General features: G+C 65.1%; 10 protein-coding genes. All 10 read left to right on the forward strand.

Going from position 1 to position 15,034, the window contains the following annotated elements:
- Positions 1-43: 43 nt before the first annotated feature.
- Positions 44-505, forward strand: a complete 462-nt coding sequence (locus tag ASD12_RS18960; protein ID WP_056589306.1) for a serine kinase — start codon at positions 44-46, stop codon at positions 503-505.
- Between the two features lie 164 nt (positions 506-669).
- Positions 670-1,071, forward strand: coding sequence for a PTS sugar transporter subunit IIA (locus ASD12_RS18965; protein WP_056589309.1), 402 nt, complete (start codon positions 670-672; stop codon positions 1,069-1,071).
- Positions 1,068-1,379 (forward strand): HPr family phosphocarrier protein, encoded by a 312-nt coding sequence (locus ASD12_RS18970; RefSeq protein ID WP_056589312.1) that lies wholly within the window; start codon positions 1,068-1,070, stop codon positions 1,377-1,379. Before ASD12_RS18965 ends, ASD12_RS18970 begins: the two co-directional genes overlap by 4 nt.
- 180 nt (positions 1,380-1,559) lie before the next feature.
- Positions 1,560-2,960, forward strand: a complete 1,401-nt coding sequence (gene ahcY, locus ASD12_RS18975; RefSeq protein ID WP_056589315.1) for an adenosylhomocysteinase — start codon at positions 1,560-1,562, stop codon at positions 2,958-2,960.
- 198 nt (positions 2,961-3,158) lie between these two features.
- On the forward strand, positions 3,159-5,714 hold the full coding sequence (locus ASD12_RS18980) for a PAS domain-containing sensor histidine kinase (protein ID WP_056589319.1): 2,556 nt from the start codon (positions 3,159-3,161) through the stop codon (positions 5,712-5,714).
- An 8-nt stretch (positions 5,715-5,722) separates the two neighbouring features.
- Positions 5,723-7,234, forward strand: coding sequence for a tRNA (adenosine(37)-N6)-threonylcarbamoyltransferase complex ATPase subunit type 1 TsaE (gene tsaE, locus ASD12_RS18985; protein ID WP_056589321.1), 1,512 nt, complete (start codon positions 5,723-5,725; stop codon positions 7,232-7,234).
- Positions 7,231-7,959 carry a nucleotidyltransferase family protein gene (locus ASD12_RS18990; protein ID WP_056589324.1) on the forward strand — a complete coding sequence of 243 codons (729 nt, stop codon included), beginning with the start codon at positions 7,231-7,233 and terminating at the stop codon, positions 7,957-7,959. Before tsaE ends, ASD12_RS18990 begins: the two co-directional genes overlap by 4 nt.
- Positions 7,956-11,090, forward strand: a complete 3,135-nt coding sequence (addB, locus tag ASD12_RS18995) for a double-strand break repair protein AddB (RefSeq protein WP_056589327.1) — start codon at positions 7,956-7,958, stop codon at positions 11,088-11,090. Before ASD12_RS18990 ends, addB begins: the two co-directional genes overlap by 4 nt.
- Positions 11,087-14,605: a double-strand break repair helicase AddA gene (addA, locus tag ASD12_RS19000; RefSeq protein ID WP_056589331.1), complete on the forward strand. Its 3,519-nt coding sequence runs from the start codon at positions 11,087-11,089 to the stop codon at positions 14,603-14,605. The genes addB and addA overlap by 4 nt, the downstream gene beginning before the upstream one ends.
- A gap of 76 nt (positions 14,606-14,681) precedes the next feature.
- Positions 14,682-15,005 carry a thioredoxin gene (gene trxA, locus ASD12_RS19005; protein ID WP_056589334.1) on the forward strand — a complete coding sequence of 108 codons (324 nt, stop codon included), beginning with the start codon at positions 14,682-14,684 and terminating at the stop codon, positions 15,003-15,005.
- The last annotated feature ends 29 nt before the right edge of the window (positions 15,006-15,034 follow it).

Consider the following 15,034-nt stretch of genomic DNA (forward strand, 5'->3'; position numbering starts at 1 on the left):
TCCAGAGATCATGCTTCATCCAAAAACATGATCGGGCAAGATCGTGCATGATCCAGTTGCGCCGCCTGAAAACATTCACGGAACCGCGATCCTGATCGGCGAGCGCGGCGTCCTTATCACCGGGCCGTCCGGCGCCGGCAAGACGACGCTGGCGCTGACACTCCTGGACCATTGCCGCGCGCGCGGGCTGTTCTCACGGCTGATCGGTGACGACAGGTTGCTTGCCGCGGCCAGCGCCGGGCGACTGGTCTGTCGCGTGCCGGCGACCATCGCCGGTCTCGCCGAAGTGCCTGGGTTCATGCCGCGCCCGCTGCCGTTCGAGCCGGGCGGAGTGATCGACCTGCATGTGAGCCTGGTGCCAAAGGCAGAGATGGCCCGTTTCCAAGAGGAAATCAGCGCGCCGGTCGCAGGCTGCCCAGTGCCGCGTATCGACCTTGCCGAGCGTAACGCCGCCACGGCCTTGCCCGCCGTGATGGCGCGGCTGTCGATCGCGCCTTTTCTATGATCCGCCCCGGCTTTTGTGCTGCAATGCGTCAAAATGGCATGGGCCTGCGCAATTTTGGGCTTGTCAACGGGCCGCGCGTCGACAAGATAGCGCTCCCGCCGCCTGGAATGGCTGGCGAGCATAAAATGCGCCTGTGAAGCGGCGATGACGGGAGCCACCAAAGAATGATCGGACTCGTGCTTGTAACGCACGGTCAACTGGCCGCCGAGTTTCGACATGCCGTGGAACATGTCGTCGGGCCACAAGACAATTTCGAAACCGTGGCGATCGGCGCCGACGACGATATGGAGCAGCGTCGCCGCGACATCGTCGATGCGGTTGCCCGTGTCGATACCGGGACGGGCGTCATCGTGCTGACCGACATGTTCGGCGGCACGCCGTCCAATCTTGCCATTTCGGTGATGGAATCCGGCCGCACCGAAGTGATCGCCGGCATGAACCTGCCGATGCTGATCAAGCTCTCCTCGATCCGCAAGGGCGACAATATGGCCGCCGCCCTCGACGAGGCCCAGGCCGCGGGGCGCAAATACATCAACGTCGCCAGCCAGCTCTTGAGCAGCAAATGAACGCGCTGTCCCCCGAAAAAGATCATATCGCCAAAGATCCGATCACCAGGGACTTTCCCATCATCAACCAGCGCGGCCTGCACGCGCGCGCCTCGGCGAAATTCGTCCAGCTGGCCAGCGGCTTCGACGCCTCGGTGCATGTCGAGAAGGACGGCGTCAAGGTCGGCGGCACGTCGATCATGGGCCTGATGATGCTGGCGGCAAGCCCCGGCTACTCGATCCGCGTCACCGCCAGCGGCCCGGAGGCCCGGCAGGTCATCGACGCGCTGGAGCAGCTGGTGGCGTCCCGCTTCGGCGAGGAAAGCTGATCCGCTACACCGCCAATGGATGTCCAAGAGACATGCAGGGATAAAGATTTCTTTATATCCCATTGTCGTCTTCGCGCCGATCTGCTAGTCAGGCCGCCTATTCGCGCCCTTCGACGCGCCGACCGGCGCGGGCGCATCCGCAACCAATTCGCAGCACAACATCTGCATCGGAGCACTGCCATGACGGGTAGCAAGGACTATGTGGTCGCCGACATCTCGCTTGCCGGCTGGGGCCGCAAGGAACTCGAGATCGCCGAAACCGAAATGCCGGGCCTGATGGCCTGCCGTGAGGAATTCGGTTCCAAGAAGCCGCTCAAGGGCGCGCGCATCACCGGCTCGCTGCACATGACCATCCAGACAGCGGTGCTGATCGAGACGCTGAAGGCGCTCGGTGCCGATATCCGCTGGGCTTCCTGCAACATCTTCTCGACCCAGGACCATGCGGCCGCGGCCATCGCCGAAGCTGGCATCCCGGTGTTTGCCGTCAAGGGCGAGAGCCTCGAGCAGTACTGGGATTATACCGACCGGATTTTCCAGTGGGCCGACGGCGGCACCTCCAACATGATCCTCGATGATGGCGGCGATGCCACCATGTACATCTTGATCGGCGCCCGCGCCGAAGCCGGCGAGGACGTGCTGTCCAACCCGCAGAGCGAGGAAGAGGAATACTTCTACGCCCAGGTCAAGAAGCGCCTGAAGGCTTCGCCCGGCTTCTTCAGCAAGCAGAAGGCGGCGATCCGCGGCGTCACTGAAGAGACGACCACCGGCGTCAACCGGCTCTACCAACTGCAGAAGAAGGGCCTGCTGCCCTTCCCCGCCATCAACGTCAACGACTCGGTCACCAAGTCGAAGTTCGACAACAAATATGGCTGCAAGGAATCGCTGGTCGACGGCATCCGCCGTGGCACCGACACGATGATGGCCGGCAAGGTCGCGGTCGTCTGCGGCTATGGCGACGTCGGCAAGGGCTCGTCGGCCTCGCTCAAGGGCGCCGGCGCCCGCGTCAAGGTCACCGAGGTCGATCCGATCTGCGCCCTGCAGGCGGCCATGGACGGTTTTGAAGTCGTCACGCTGGAAGATGCGGCGCCCACCGCCGACATCGTCATCACCACCACCGGCAACAAGGATGTCGTCACCCTCGACCATATGCGTTCGATGAAGGACATGGTCATCGTCGGCAACATCGGCCACTTCGACAACGAGATCCAGGTGGCGTCGCTGCGCAATTTGAAATGGACCAACGTCAAGCCGCAGGTCGACATGATCACCTTCCCGGACGGCAAGCGGATGATCCTCTTGTCGGAAGGCCGGCTGCTCAATCTCGGCAACGCCACCGGCCACCCGAGCTTCGTCATGTCGGCATCCTTCACCAACCAGGTGCTGGCCCAGATCGAGTTGTACACCAAGCCCGGTCAGTACGAGAATCAGGTCTATGTCCTGCCCAAGCATCTCGACGAAAAGGTCGCGCGCCTGCATCTCGACAAACTCGGCGCCCGCCTGACCGAATTGTCCGGTGAGCAGGCCGCCTATATCGGCGTCACGCCGCAGGGGCCATTCAAGCCGGAACACTACCGCTATTAACCAAAGCTAAAATTACTACCAGATATTGAGGCCGGGCGATTGACTTTTCGCCCGGCTTTATTTTTGCGCGCCATTAGCCTTCACGGCGATTCGGCGAGGGGTTATTGTCAGGTGATTCGCGACGCTTCCATCCCGAGAGGGGCTCGAGAGGTGCGCATCAGGGCGGTCTTGCATTCAGGCGGCGGAGAGGACCAAGACATGCCGGGGCAACACCCGCACAGAGCGGGACGGGCCGTTTCCGGCGGCCATGACGATTCGGGGATCACCGGCTCCGCCTTGCAAAGCGGAGGCCTGTCGTGGCGCGTCCGCGCGTCAATCTTCCTTGCCACCTCCGCGCTGGCCGGCCCCTTGGCCAGTGCTGCCGCGCATGCCGAAACCGCTGCTGCCGCTGTGGCCGGATTGTCGGTGAGCGCCGTCGATGTCATGCAGCTTGCCGTGTTTGTCGGCGTGACGGGTGCCGCACTTCTGTCGGCCATCGTCCTCATCCGCGAAAGAGCCCGCACCTCGTCCGAGAATGTCGAACTCAGGAGCCGCCTCGCCGACATCAACGCGGCGCTGCGCCGCTCGGAGGCGCTGCTCAATCTGCGCGACCAGCGCGTGGTCGTCTGGGCCGCGGAAAACAAGAAGCCCGAACTCATCGGCACGTTGCCCGTCGAAAGCGGCGCTCCGGAGGACAGGGCCGCTTTCCTCGCTTTCGGCCGCTGGCTGATGCCGCGTTCGGCTGCGGCGCTTGAACATGCCGTTGCGGGATTACGCGAAAAGGCCAGACCCTTCGACCTCGTCATCGAATCGCAGGCCGGCGCGCCGCTCGAAGTGCATGGCCGTAAGAGCGCGGCGCATGTGCTCGTGCGTTTCGTCTCGCTCTCGGAGACGCAGCGCAGCCAGGCCAGGCTGAAGATCGAGAACCAGCGGCTGGCCGCCGACCATGACACGATGATCGGCCTGCTCGACGCGCTGAACATGCCGGCATGGCTTCGCAGTGAGGATGGGCGGCTGAAGTGGGTCAACCGGGCCTATGCCGATGGGGTCGAAGCCGAAAATGCCGAAGCCGCGGTTCGGGAGGCAAAAGAGTTCCTCGGCGGCCAGGCACGCGATGCGATTGCCGCCCAGCACAAGACGCATCCGGTCTTCGAACAGTCGCTTTCCACCGTGATCGAAGGTGATCGCCGTGTGTTTGCGGTCACCGATTTCGCCGGCAGCCACGGCTCGGCCGGCCTTGCTTGCGACACCAGCGCCATCGAGGCGGTTCGCGGCGAATACGAACGGACCGTCAGGAGCCACGCCGACACGCTCGACCAGCTCAACACGGCGGTAGCCATTTTCGACACCGACGAGAAGCTGCGGTTCTTCAACCAGGCCTTCCAGAAACTATGGGGTCTCGACGCAGGCTTCCTGCACAGCGCTCCCGACAACGCCTTGCTGCTCGACCGGTTGCGCAGCGAGGGCAAGATCGCCGAGCAACCTGAATGGCGCCGCTGGAAGGAAGGCCTGCTCGGCGCCTATCGCGCCGTCGAATCGCAGGAACATTGGTGGCATCTGCCGGACGGCAAGACCATCCGCGTCGTCGCCAACCCGCAGCCCAAGGGCGGCGTGACCTGGGTGTTCGAGAACCTGACCGAGAAGATGGACCTCGAGAGCCGTTACCATACCGCGGTGCGGGTCCAGGGCGAGACGCTCGACAATCTTGCCGAAGGCGTGGCGGTGTTCGGTTCCGATGGCAAGCTCCGGCTGTCGAACCCGGCTTTTGCCAAACTCTGGGGGTTGAGCGCCGAAGCCGCCAAACCCAATGTCCACGTTTCCACAATCCGCGACCTTTGCGACCGGCAGGCGGCGGACAGCCCTTGGCCAGGCTTCGTTGCCGCCATCACCGGCTTCGACGACGAGCGCCGCGATCGCCACGGCCAGACCGAGCTCAACAACGGCAATGTGCTGAGCTACGCCATCATCCCATTGCCCAACGGGCAAGTGATGATGACCTTCGTGGACGTCACCGACAGCGTCAACGTCGAACGGGCGCTGAAGGACAAGAACGAGGCGCTGCAAAAATCCGATCAGCTCAAGAACGAATTCGTCCAGCACGTCTCCTACGAATTGCGCTCGCCGCTGACCAACATCATCGGCTTCACCGAATTGCTGTCGCTGCCGGCGACCGGTCCGCTGACGCAGAAGCAGCGTGAATATGTCGAGCATGTCAGCTCGTCCTCCTCGGTCCTGCTCACCATCGTCAACGACATACTCGACCTTGCGACGGTGGACGCCGGCATCATGCAGCTCGACATTTCCGAGGTGCAGGTCGATCGCACCATCGCGGCTGCGGCCGAACTGGTGGCGGACCGGCTGGAAGAGCATTCGATCAGGCTCGAGGTCGACGCCACCGCTGCACCGAAGACGTTCCACGGCGATGAGATCCGCGTCCGCCAGATCCTCTACAATCTGCTCAGCAACGCCGCCAACTACGCGCCGGAAGCCAGCACCATCCGGCTCACCTGCCGCCATCTGGCGGACGGGGTGGAATTCTCGGTTCATGACGACGGCCCCGGCATGCCTCCGGACCTGCTCGATTCGGTGTTCCGTCGTTTCGAGCCGCGCGCCAATGGCGGCCGCCGGCGCGGCGCCGGTCTCGGCCTGTCGATCGTCAAGAGCTTTGTCGAGCTGCATGGCGGCAGCGTTCGCATCGAAACCGGCAAGGACAAGGGCACGACCGTCATCTGCACCTTTCCCGACATGCCGGGCATCCGCGTCGCGGCCGAGTAGCGCGCTCGATGACGGGATTGGTGCTGGAGCGTTCACTCGCCGACGAGACACAGACAGCACGGCTGGGCGAGGATCTGGCGCTGTCGCTGCGCCCGGGTGATGTGCTGGCCCTCAAGGGCGATCTCGGCGCCGGCAAGTCGACGCTGGCACGGGCCTTGATCAGGGCGTTGGCCGATGATGCCGGCCTCGACGTTCCGAGCCCGACCTTCACGCTGGTGCAGAGCTACGACACGCGCATTCCGGTCCATCATTTCGATCTCTACCGCTTGTCCTCGGCGGCCGAGATCGATGAGCTTGGTTTCGACGAAGCACTGACGCAAGGCGCTGCTTTGGTCGAATGGCCGGAACGGGCGGAGGCCTATCTGCCGAAAGCCACGGTCCTGATCGAACTCGTCCAGCATGGCGCCGGCCGGTTGGCACGATTGTCGGGGCAGGGCGCTGCCTTCGATCGGGCGGCACGATCGCTGGCCATGCGCGACTTTCTCGAAAATGCAGGCTGGGGGGAAGCGCAGCGCCGCCATTTCATCGGCGATGCTTCGGCCCGCTCCTATGAGATCGTTTCGCTACCGGACCGAAAGCCGCAAGTGTTGATGAACTCACCACGGCTGGTGCTCGGCCCGCCGGTTCGCGATGGCAAGCCCTATGCCGAGATCGCGCACACCGCCCAGTCGGTCTCCGCCTTCGTCGCCATCGACCGCGTCTTGAAAACCGGCGGCGTCAGCGTTCCGGAAATCCATGCCGAGGACCAGGAGCAGGGGTTCCTGCTGCTCGAACATCTCGGTTCGGAAGGGTTCCTCGGCAGCAATGGCCAGCCTCTGGCCGAGCGCTACGTGGCGGCGGCCGAACTGCTGGCCATGATGCACGGCAGGATTTGGCCGCAGCGCCTGGAAACAGGGTCGGGCGGCTTCCACGACGTGCCGCGTTTCGACCGTGACGCCATGATGATCGAAGCCGACCTGCTGGTCGACTGGTACGTGCCGGCGATATCGGGCAGCCTGGCAAGCGACAGCTTGCGCGCCGGTTACCGCAGGGAATGGAACGCGCTTCTCGACCGGCTGCAAGGCCGCGAAGTCACGCTGATGCTGCGTGATTTCCATTCGCCCAACATCATCTGGCGCGGCGATCGTGCCGGCCATGATCGGCTGGGCATCGTCGATTTCCAGGATGCTCTGATCGGCCCGTCCGCCTATGACGTCGCCTCGCTCGCCATGGACGCTCGCGTGACCATGTCGCCCGAGATCGAGAAACAGACACTTGATGCCTATGTCGCCGCGCGCCACGCAGCCGGTGCTTTCGACGAAGCAACCTTCCTGGAATCCTACGCAATCATGGCGGCGCAGCGGAATTCCAAGATCCTCGGCATCTTCGTCCGCCTCGAAAAGCGCGACGGCAAGCCCTATTATCTGAAACACCTGCCGCGCATTCGCGACTATCTGCGCCGGGCCTTGTCTCATCCGGCGCTGGCAAGCCTGCGGGATTTCTACGATGCCAACGGTTTGCTGGAGGAGCGAACGCTGTGACAGCAAGACCGGACACCGCCATCGTACTTGCCGCCGGGCTGGGCAAGCGCATGCGGCCGATCACCGACACCATTCCCAAGCCGCTGGTCAGGATCGCCGGCAAGACGTTGCTGGACTGGAGCCTGGACAGCCTGGCCGCGGCCGGTATCACCAAGGCAGTCGTCAACGTCCATTACTTTCCCGAACAGATCGTCGCCCATGTCGCCGCGCGCCGCGCGCCACGGATCGTCATTTCCGATGAGAGCAAACAACTGCTCGATTCCGCCGGGGGTATTGTCAAGGCATTGCCGGAACTGGGCGAGCAGCCCTTCTATATCCTCAACGCCGATACATTCTGGATCGACGACGGTCCCCTCAATCTCGGCCGCCTCGCCCTTGCATGGGACGCGGCGAAAATGGATATTCTGCTGATGCTGGCGGATCTCCATCAGGCGACCGGACACTGCGGCAGCACCGATTTCCTGGTGGCGCCGGACGGAGGCTTGCGGCGCTCAAAGGGGGATCCAGCGGGCCTGATCTATGCCGGGGCGGCGATCGTCCATCCGCGCCTGTTCAAGGGCGCACCGGCCGGGCCGCACTCGCTCAATGCCTATTTCGATTCGGCCATCGCCGCAGGGCGCCTGTTCGGCATGCCGATGCATGGCCATTGGATCACCGTCGGTACGCCCGACGCCATTGCGCTCGCGGAAGCGGCGGTTGCCGGCGCACTGACCGAGTCGCAATGAGCGGCTCAAGCCGCGTTTTCTCAATTCCGCCCGGAGCGCCGTTTCTGCCGACGCTTGCCGAGGCGCTGCTTGCCGGCCGCCTCGTTCCGGGGTTTCGCTTTGACGGCGATCCGCTCGCTTTGGCCGATGTCACCATCTATGTGCCGACGCGCCGCGCCGCGCGTGCCTTGCGGGGTGTCTTCGTCGACAGCCTGGCGGCGCGCGGCGGCGGCGGTTCGGCGATCCTGCCGGTCATCCGGCCACTTGGCGAGTTCGATGAGGATGAGGCGGCATTCGAGACCGAGGCATCGGCGGCCATCGATCTCGCACCACCGATCGCAGCAACCGAACGCCTGTTGCTGCTGACGCCGCTGGTGCGCGCCTGGAAACGCCGGCTGCCGGCGCATGTCGCTGCCCTTTTTGCCGAGGAGATTGTTATCCCGGCCTCCACCGCCGATGCGATCTGGCTGGCGCGCGATCTCGCCCGGCTGATGGACGAGATCGAGACGGAAGGCACGGACTGGGCCAAGCTCACCGATCTGGTGACCGGCAACCTTGCCGGATGGTGGCAGGTGACGCTCGAATTCCTCGGCATCGTCACCGACGCCTGGCCGAAATTCCTTGAAGAGAGCGACCGCTCCAATCCGGCCGCGCATCGCAGCGCGCTGATCCGCGCCGAGGCGACGCGCCTGCAGCGCAATCCGCCTGCTGGGCCGGTCATCGCCGCGGGTTCCACCGGCTCGATCCCCGCCACGGCAGAACTGCTTGCCGCGATCGCCCGCTTGCCCGGCGGAGCCATCGTGCTGCCCGGTCTCGACCGGACGCTGGACGAAGCGTCGTTCCAGGCAATCGCCGCGCCCGGGGCACGTCCGGCCGTGCTCGGCCACCCGCAATATGGCCTCGCCAGGTTGATCGCCAAGATCGGCGTGCTGCGCGACGATGTCGAGGAGATCGGCGTGGGCGAACCGCAACTTGCGCTTCGCGCCGCCCTTGTCGGCGAAGCATTGCGGCCGGCCGAGACCACCGAACTCTGGGCCGAGACACGCGCCGGTTTCTCGGCATCCGACATTGCCGGCGCCTTCGCCGAAGTGACCTTGCTCGAAGCTGCCAGCGAACGCGATGAAGCCGTCGCCATCGCCGTTGCACTCAAGCGCGCGGTCGAACAGCCCGGCCAAAGGGCGGCTCTCGTCACCGGCGACCGCGCCCTGGCGCGTCGCGTCTCGATCGAGCTCCAGCGCTTCGGCGTCGTTGCCGACGATTCCGGCGGCACGCCGCTCGCCAACACCCCGGCGGCCAGCCTGCTCAGGCTGGCGCTTGAGGCGTTGTTCCGGCCAGGCGATCCGGTCGGCCTGCTGTCGCTGCTCAAACATCCGCTGCTTGGCCTTGGCCTCGAACGGGCTGATGTGCGCCACGCGGCGGAACTTGTCGAACTGGTGGCGCTGCGCGGTGGCACAGGCCGCCCCGACATCGTTTCGCTGCCGGAACTGTTCGAGGCCCGCCTCACCGGCCTCGGCAGCGGCGGCCGGCCGCCCTTCTGGTTCTCCCGGTTGACGGTGCGTGCCATCGAAGGCGCGCGGGATTTGCTTGGACGCCTCACACAAGCGCTGGCGCCGCTCGCGGCTTTCCGTGACCAAGGGGACGCCGACCTTGCCGCGCTGGTCAGGGCCAGCGTCGTCGCCCTCGAAAATCTCGGCCGCACCGCCGATGGCGGCCTTGGCGAGCTCTATGCCGGTGACGCCGGTGAGAAGCTTGCCGAACTGCTGCGCGGGCTGGTCGCGGCTTCGGCGTCCTTGTCGTTCGCGGGCAACGAGTGGCCCGACGTGATGGCGGCGCTGATTGCGGCCGAAACGGTCAAGCCGGCGCAAGGCACCGACAGGAACATCGCCATCTGGGGCGCGCTGGAAGCGCGGCTGCAGACTGTCGATACGCTGGTCATCGGCGGGCTCAACGAGGGCATATGGCCACGCAAGCCGGAGAGCGACCGCTTCATGTCGCGGCTGATGAAGACCGGCATCGACCTCGAACCGCCGGAGCGGCGTATCGGCCTTGCCGCGCATGATTTCCAGATGGCGATGGGTGCCAGGAAGGTGGTGCTGGCCCGCTCGGCACGCGCCGGCGACGCCCCCGCCGTGCCGTCGCGCTGGCTGCAACGCCTGCTCACCTTCATCGGCAACGACCAGGCAGCGCAACTCCGTCGCCGTGGCGACGAACTGCTCGCCTGGGCGCGCGCGCTCGATACCGGTCCAAGGCAGGATTTTGCACCCCGGCCGCAGCCGAAACCGCCTTTGTCAGTGCGCCCAGGGCATTTCTCGGTCACCGAGATCGAGACGCTGCGCCGGGATCCCTACGCCGTCTATGCAAGACGGATCCTTGGCCTGATGCCGCTCGATCCGGTCATTCGCGATCCCGGTGCGGCCGAGCGCGGCACGCTGTTTCACGCCATCCTGCACCTCTTCTCGGCGCGCGTCGCCGATCCGCGCGCACCCGATGCGCTCGCCGGCCTCATCGCCGCCGGCCGCGCCTGTTTTGCCGAAGCCGCACTCCCGGCCGATGTCGAGGCGGTGTGGTGGCCGCGTTTCGAAAAGCTCGCCGCAAACATCATCGAGTGGGAGCGCACACGCGCCGACGCGGTGATCCGGCGGCATGCCGAGGAGCGCGCCGGCAAGACCGTCGTCGGTCAGTCCGGCGTGACGCTGTCCGGCTACGCCGATCGCGTCGATCTTCTGGCCGGCGGCATGGCCGACATACTGGACTACAAGACGGGCTCCTCGCCGTCCAAGGCGCAGGCGCACACGCTGCTGGCGCCGCAACTGGCGCTGGAGGGCGCGCTGCTCAGGCGCGGCGCTTTCAAGGATTTGGGCGCGCGCGAGCCCTCGCAACTGGCTTTCGTGCGCTTGAAGCCGAATGGCGAGGTGTTCGAGGAATCGATCCTCGAACACAACCGCCAGCCGCGAACCGCCACCGATCTCGCCGAAGAGGCCTGGGCGCGGCTGGAAAAGCTGCTCATCCACTATGCCGACCCGGCGACCGGCTATCTGTCGCGCGCGCTGCCGTTTCGCGAAGGCGAGACCGATGGCGACTACGACCATCTTGCCCGCGTGCTCGAATGGTCGGCAGGCGGCGATGCCGGTGACGAGGGAGGGGAGGCATGAAGAAAGCCTATCCGATCCCCAGCGACACCGCGACCAGCCAGGCCCGCGCCGCCGATCCAGGCAATTCCGCCTGGGTGTCGGCGAACGCCGGCTCCGGCAAGACCCATGTGCTCGCCCAGCGCGTCATCCGGCTGCTGCTGCGCGGTACTGACCCGTCGAAAATCCTGTGCCTGACCTACACGCGCGCCGCCGCCGCCAACATGTCGAACCGGGTGTTCTCGACACTGTCGGAATGGACCACCCTCGGTGACGCGGACCTGGCGGCAAAGGTCGAGGCGCTGGAAGGCCGCCGACCGGATCTCGAGACCATGCGCCGGGCGCGGCGCCTGTTCGCCGAGGCGCTGGAAACGCCCGGTGGGCTGAAGATCCAGACCATCCATGCCTTCTGCGAATCGGTGCTGCACCAGTTCCCGCTGGAGGCCAACATCCCTGCCCACTTCGAGATGCTCGATGGCCAGATGGAGGCGTCGCTGTTTGCCGCCGCGCGCCGCGACATGATCTCCGGCACTGCCGCCGGCGAGGCGGATTTGGCCGAAGCCTTTGCCACCATTCTCGATCGTGGCGGCGAAGCGGGGCTCGACGCCTTGCTGGGCGAGATCGTGCGCAAGCGCGACGGCTTGCGTAATTTCATCGACGCGGTTGGACGCGACGGCACGCGCTTCCAGGCACTGTTCGATGAGTTCGATTTTCGCCCCGGCCAGACCGCCGAAAGCATAGCGGCTTCGGTGTGGCCGTTGCCGGGCTTCCTGCCCGACTATTTTGCCGGCTTTGCCCATGCCGCTGAAGCCGCCGACGCCAGATCGGTGCTGAACAACATCCTGCCCTATGCGCGCCAGGCTTTCGCCGAGGGCGATCCCATTCGCCGCCTGCAACTGCTGGCGAGAGCCTTCCTCAAGACCGATGGCGATGCCTACGATCCGGCAAAGGCCTTCAAGAAGGCTCTGGTCGATCGGCTGCCGGATCTGGCGGAGCGTTATCTCTCGGCGACCAAAGCCATCATCGAAACAGTCGACCGGTTGGCTTTGTTCCGGATGCTGGAAGGCACAAGCGCCGCGCTGACCATCGCTGACTGGCTGATCGCCCGTTATGAAGTGCTGAAGCGCAGCCGTGGATTTCTCGACTTCAACGACCTGATCACCCGCACGGTCAACCTTCTGGCGCGGCCCGATGCCGGCCCCTGGGTACAATACAAGCTCGACCAGGGCATCGACCATATCCTGCTCGACGAGGCGCAGGACACCAGCCCGGATCAGTGGGAAGTGGTGAAGCACCTGGCGGAAGAATTCTTTGCCGGCTTCGGCGCGCGCGATAGGGTCCATCGCACGGTCTTTGCCGTCGGCGACGAGAAGCAGTCGATCTATTCGTTCCAGGGTGCCGCCCCGGACTCCTTCGCCGACAGCCGGCTGTTGTTCGCGGGACGAGTGCGTGACGCCGAGGCGTCCTTCGCCGACCTCAAGCTGACCTGGTCGTTCCGCTCGACCGACGACGTTCTTACCGCCGTCGACCGCGTCTTCGCCGACGCAAGCGTGCGGCGCGGTATCAGCCATGATCCCGATCCGCTACGCCACCAGGCGATCCGCACCGATGCGCCGGGCTATGTCGAAGTGTGGCCGTCGGTCGGCGCCGACGTCGTCGACGAGCCCGACGACTGGACGCAAGCCATCGATCACGCGCATGCACCGGCGGTACGCGTTGCCGAGAACGTCGCCGCCACCATTGCCGGCTGGATCGGCGCTGGCGAGATCATCGAAGGCCGCGGCAAGCGACTGCGGCCAGGCGACGTGCTGGTGCTGGTGCGCAAGCGCGATCGCTTCGTCCATGCGCTGACCCGGGCGCTCAAACGCCGCGACATTCCGGTCGCCGGCGCCGACCGGTTGAGCCTGCCCGGACACATCGCGGTCAAGGACCTGATCGCGCTCGGTCATCTCCTCATCCAGCCGCAGGACGACCTGTCGCTCGCCGCCGTGCTGCGCAGCCCGATCTTCGATCTGCCTGAAGAGACGCTTTTCACGCTCGCCGCGGAGCGGCCGTCGGGCCTGTCGCTGATCGCGTCGCTGCGACAGCACGCCAGCGAAAGCCAGAGACTTGCGAAGATCGTCGCCCAAGTCGACATCTGGACGAACGAGGCCGCCTTCAAACCGGTGTTCGAATTCTATGCCGCCCTGCTTGCGCGCGATGGCGTGCGCCGGAAGATGATCGCGCGGCTTGGCCCTGAGGCCGGCGACATTCTCGACGAGTTCCTGAGTTTCTGCCTCGCCGAGGAGCGAACCGGCCTGCCGGGACTAGAAGCCTTCCTGTCGACGCTGGAAAATGCCGGTCCCGAGATCAAGCGCGAGATGGACCAGACCCGCGACGAGGTTCGGGTCATGACCGTGCATGCCGCCAAGGGCCTGGAAGCGCCGGTCGTGTTCCTGGTCGATGGTGGTTCCGCCCCGTTCAGCGACCAGCATCTGCCGCGCCTGATGTCCTTCGATGGCTCCGGCGCAAACTGGGAAGGCAAGGGTTATCTCTGGCGCTCGGCCAGCGACGTCGCCAACGGCTTTTCCAAGGCAGCGGCAGCGCGGGCACGAGAACTTGCCGACGACGAATACCGCCGGTTGCTTTATGTCGGCATGACCCGTGCCGAGGACCGGCTGATCGTCTGCGGCTATCATGGCAAGCGGGCCCCGAACGCCGGCACCTGGCACTCGATCGTCAGCCGCGCGCTGATCGGCGCTCCCGAGAGCGAGCAGCGTCCGCATCCCACCGGCGGCGAGCCGGTGCATCGTTTCCATGTGACCAAGCTGCCGCCCGTCGCGCCAAGCTCCGCTGAGCAGGTACGGCAGGCCGATGCTTTCGGACCATTGCCGGCGACCCTGTTCCGGCCTCTGCCGCCTTTCGAGGATTTACCGCGCCCACTGTCGCCATCTGGCGCCTCGGCGCTCATCGACGAGGGCAAGGAAATCGTGGTCGACAAGGCGTCGCCGGTGCTCGACGCCGATGCCGAGCCGGGCTTTGCGGTGCTGCGTGGGCTTGCCCTGCACAAACTGCTGCAGATGTTGCCCGGCATTGCCGAGCCCGAACGCCAGGCGGCGGCGGAACGCTATCTCGCACGGACGGGTGCGGACTGGCCTCCATCAGAGCGAGAGAAGGCCCTGACATCGGTCACATCAATCCTTGCGGCCCCCGGCTTCGGCCAGCTGTTTGCGCCATCGTCGCGTGCCGAGGTGGCGATCATGGGCAGCCTGGAGGTAAAGGGCAAAAAGCGCTCGATTTCCGGCAAGATCGACCGGTTGGCCGTGACATCGAATGCGGTGTCGATCGTCGACTACAAGACCAACCGGCCGGCGCCAGCCACCCTGGCCGAGGTGCCGCCGGCCTACCTGCTCCAGCTCGCGCTCTATCGCGCCTTGCTGCAACCGCTCTATCCCGGCCGCACGGTCAAGGCGGCCTTGCTGTTCATCGAGGCGCCGCGGCTGATCGAACTGCCGGCCAGCGCCATGGATGACGCCCTTGCTCGACTCACGGGAGCGTGACACAACACCTGCTTGAAGAAGGGCGCGATCACCACCACATTTGGTGGGACAAAAACTTTCGAAAGGATTTTTCCATATGGCAACCGTCAAGGTCGACAAGAGTAACTTCCAGACCGATGTGCTTGACGCCAGCGTACCGGTCGTCGTCGATTTCTGGGCGGAATGGTGCGGTCCCTGCAAGATGATCGCGCCGGCGCTTGAAGACATCGCCACCGAACTTGGCGCCAAGGTCAAGATCGCCAAGCTCAACATTGACGAGAATCCAGAGCTTGCCGCCCAGTTCGGCGTGCGCTCGATCCCGACGCTGATGATCTTCAAGGGCGGCGAAATGGCCGACATGAAGGTCGGTGCGGCGCCCAAGACCGCGCTGTCGCACTGGATCAACGGCAACCTCGCCTAATCCATCTGAAATCCATGACCATCAGGCCC

It is taken from the genome of Mesorhizobium sp. Root102 (assembly GCF_001425625.1).
In the GTDB taxonomy this organism is placed as follows: domain Bacteria; phylum Pseudomonadota; class Alphaproteobacteria; order Rhizobiales; family Rhizobiaceae; genus Mesorhizobium.

Bases quoted from the DNA above. Each gene is read 5' to 3' on its own strand.
- ahcY (WP_056589315.1), top strand. From the start codon at position 1,560: ATGACGGGTAGCAAGGACTATGTGGTCGCCGACATCTCGCTTGCCGGC.
- ASD12_RS18970 (WP_056589312.1), top strand. From the start codon at position 1,068: ATGAACGCGCTGTCCCCCGAAAAAGATCATATCGCCAAAGATCCGATC.
- tsaE (WP_056589321.1), top strand. From the start codon at position 5,723: ATGACGGGATTGGTGCTGGAGCGTTCACTCGCCGACGAGACACAGACA.
- trxA (WP_056589334.1), top strand. From the start codon at position 14,682: ATGGCAACCGTCAAGGTCGACAAGAGTAACTTCCAGACCGATGTGCTT.
- addB (WP_056589327.1), top strand. From the start codon at position 7,956: ATGAGCGGCTCAAGCCGCGTTTTCTCAATTCCGCCCGGAGCGCCGTTT.
- ASD12_RS18980 (WP_056589319.1), top strand. From the start codon at position 3,159: ATGCCGGGGCAACACCCGCACAGAGCGGGACGGGCCGTTTCCGGCGGC.
- ASD12_RS18965 (WP_056589309.1), top strand. From the start codon at position 670: ATGATCGGACTCGTGCTTGTAACGCACGGTCAACTGGCCGCCGAGTTT.
- addA (WP_056589331.1), top strand. From the start codon at position 11,087: ATGAAGAAAGCCTATCCGATCCCCAGCGACACCGCGACCAGCCAGGCC.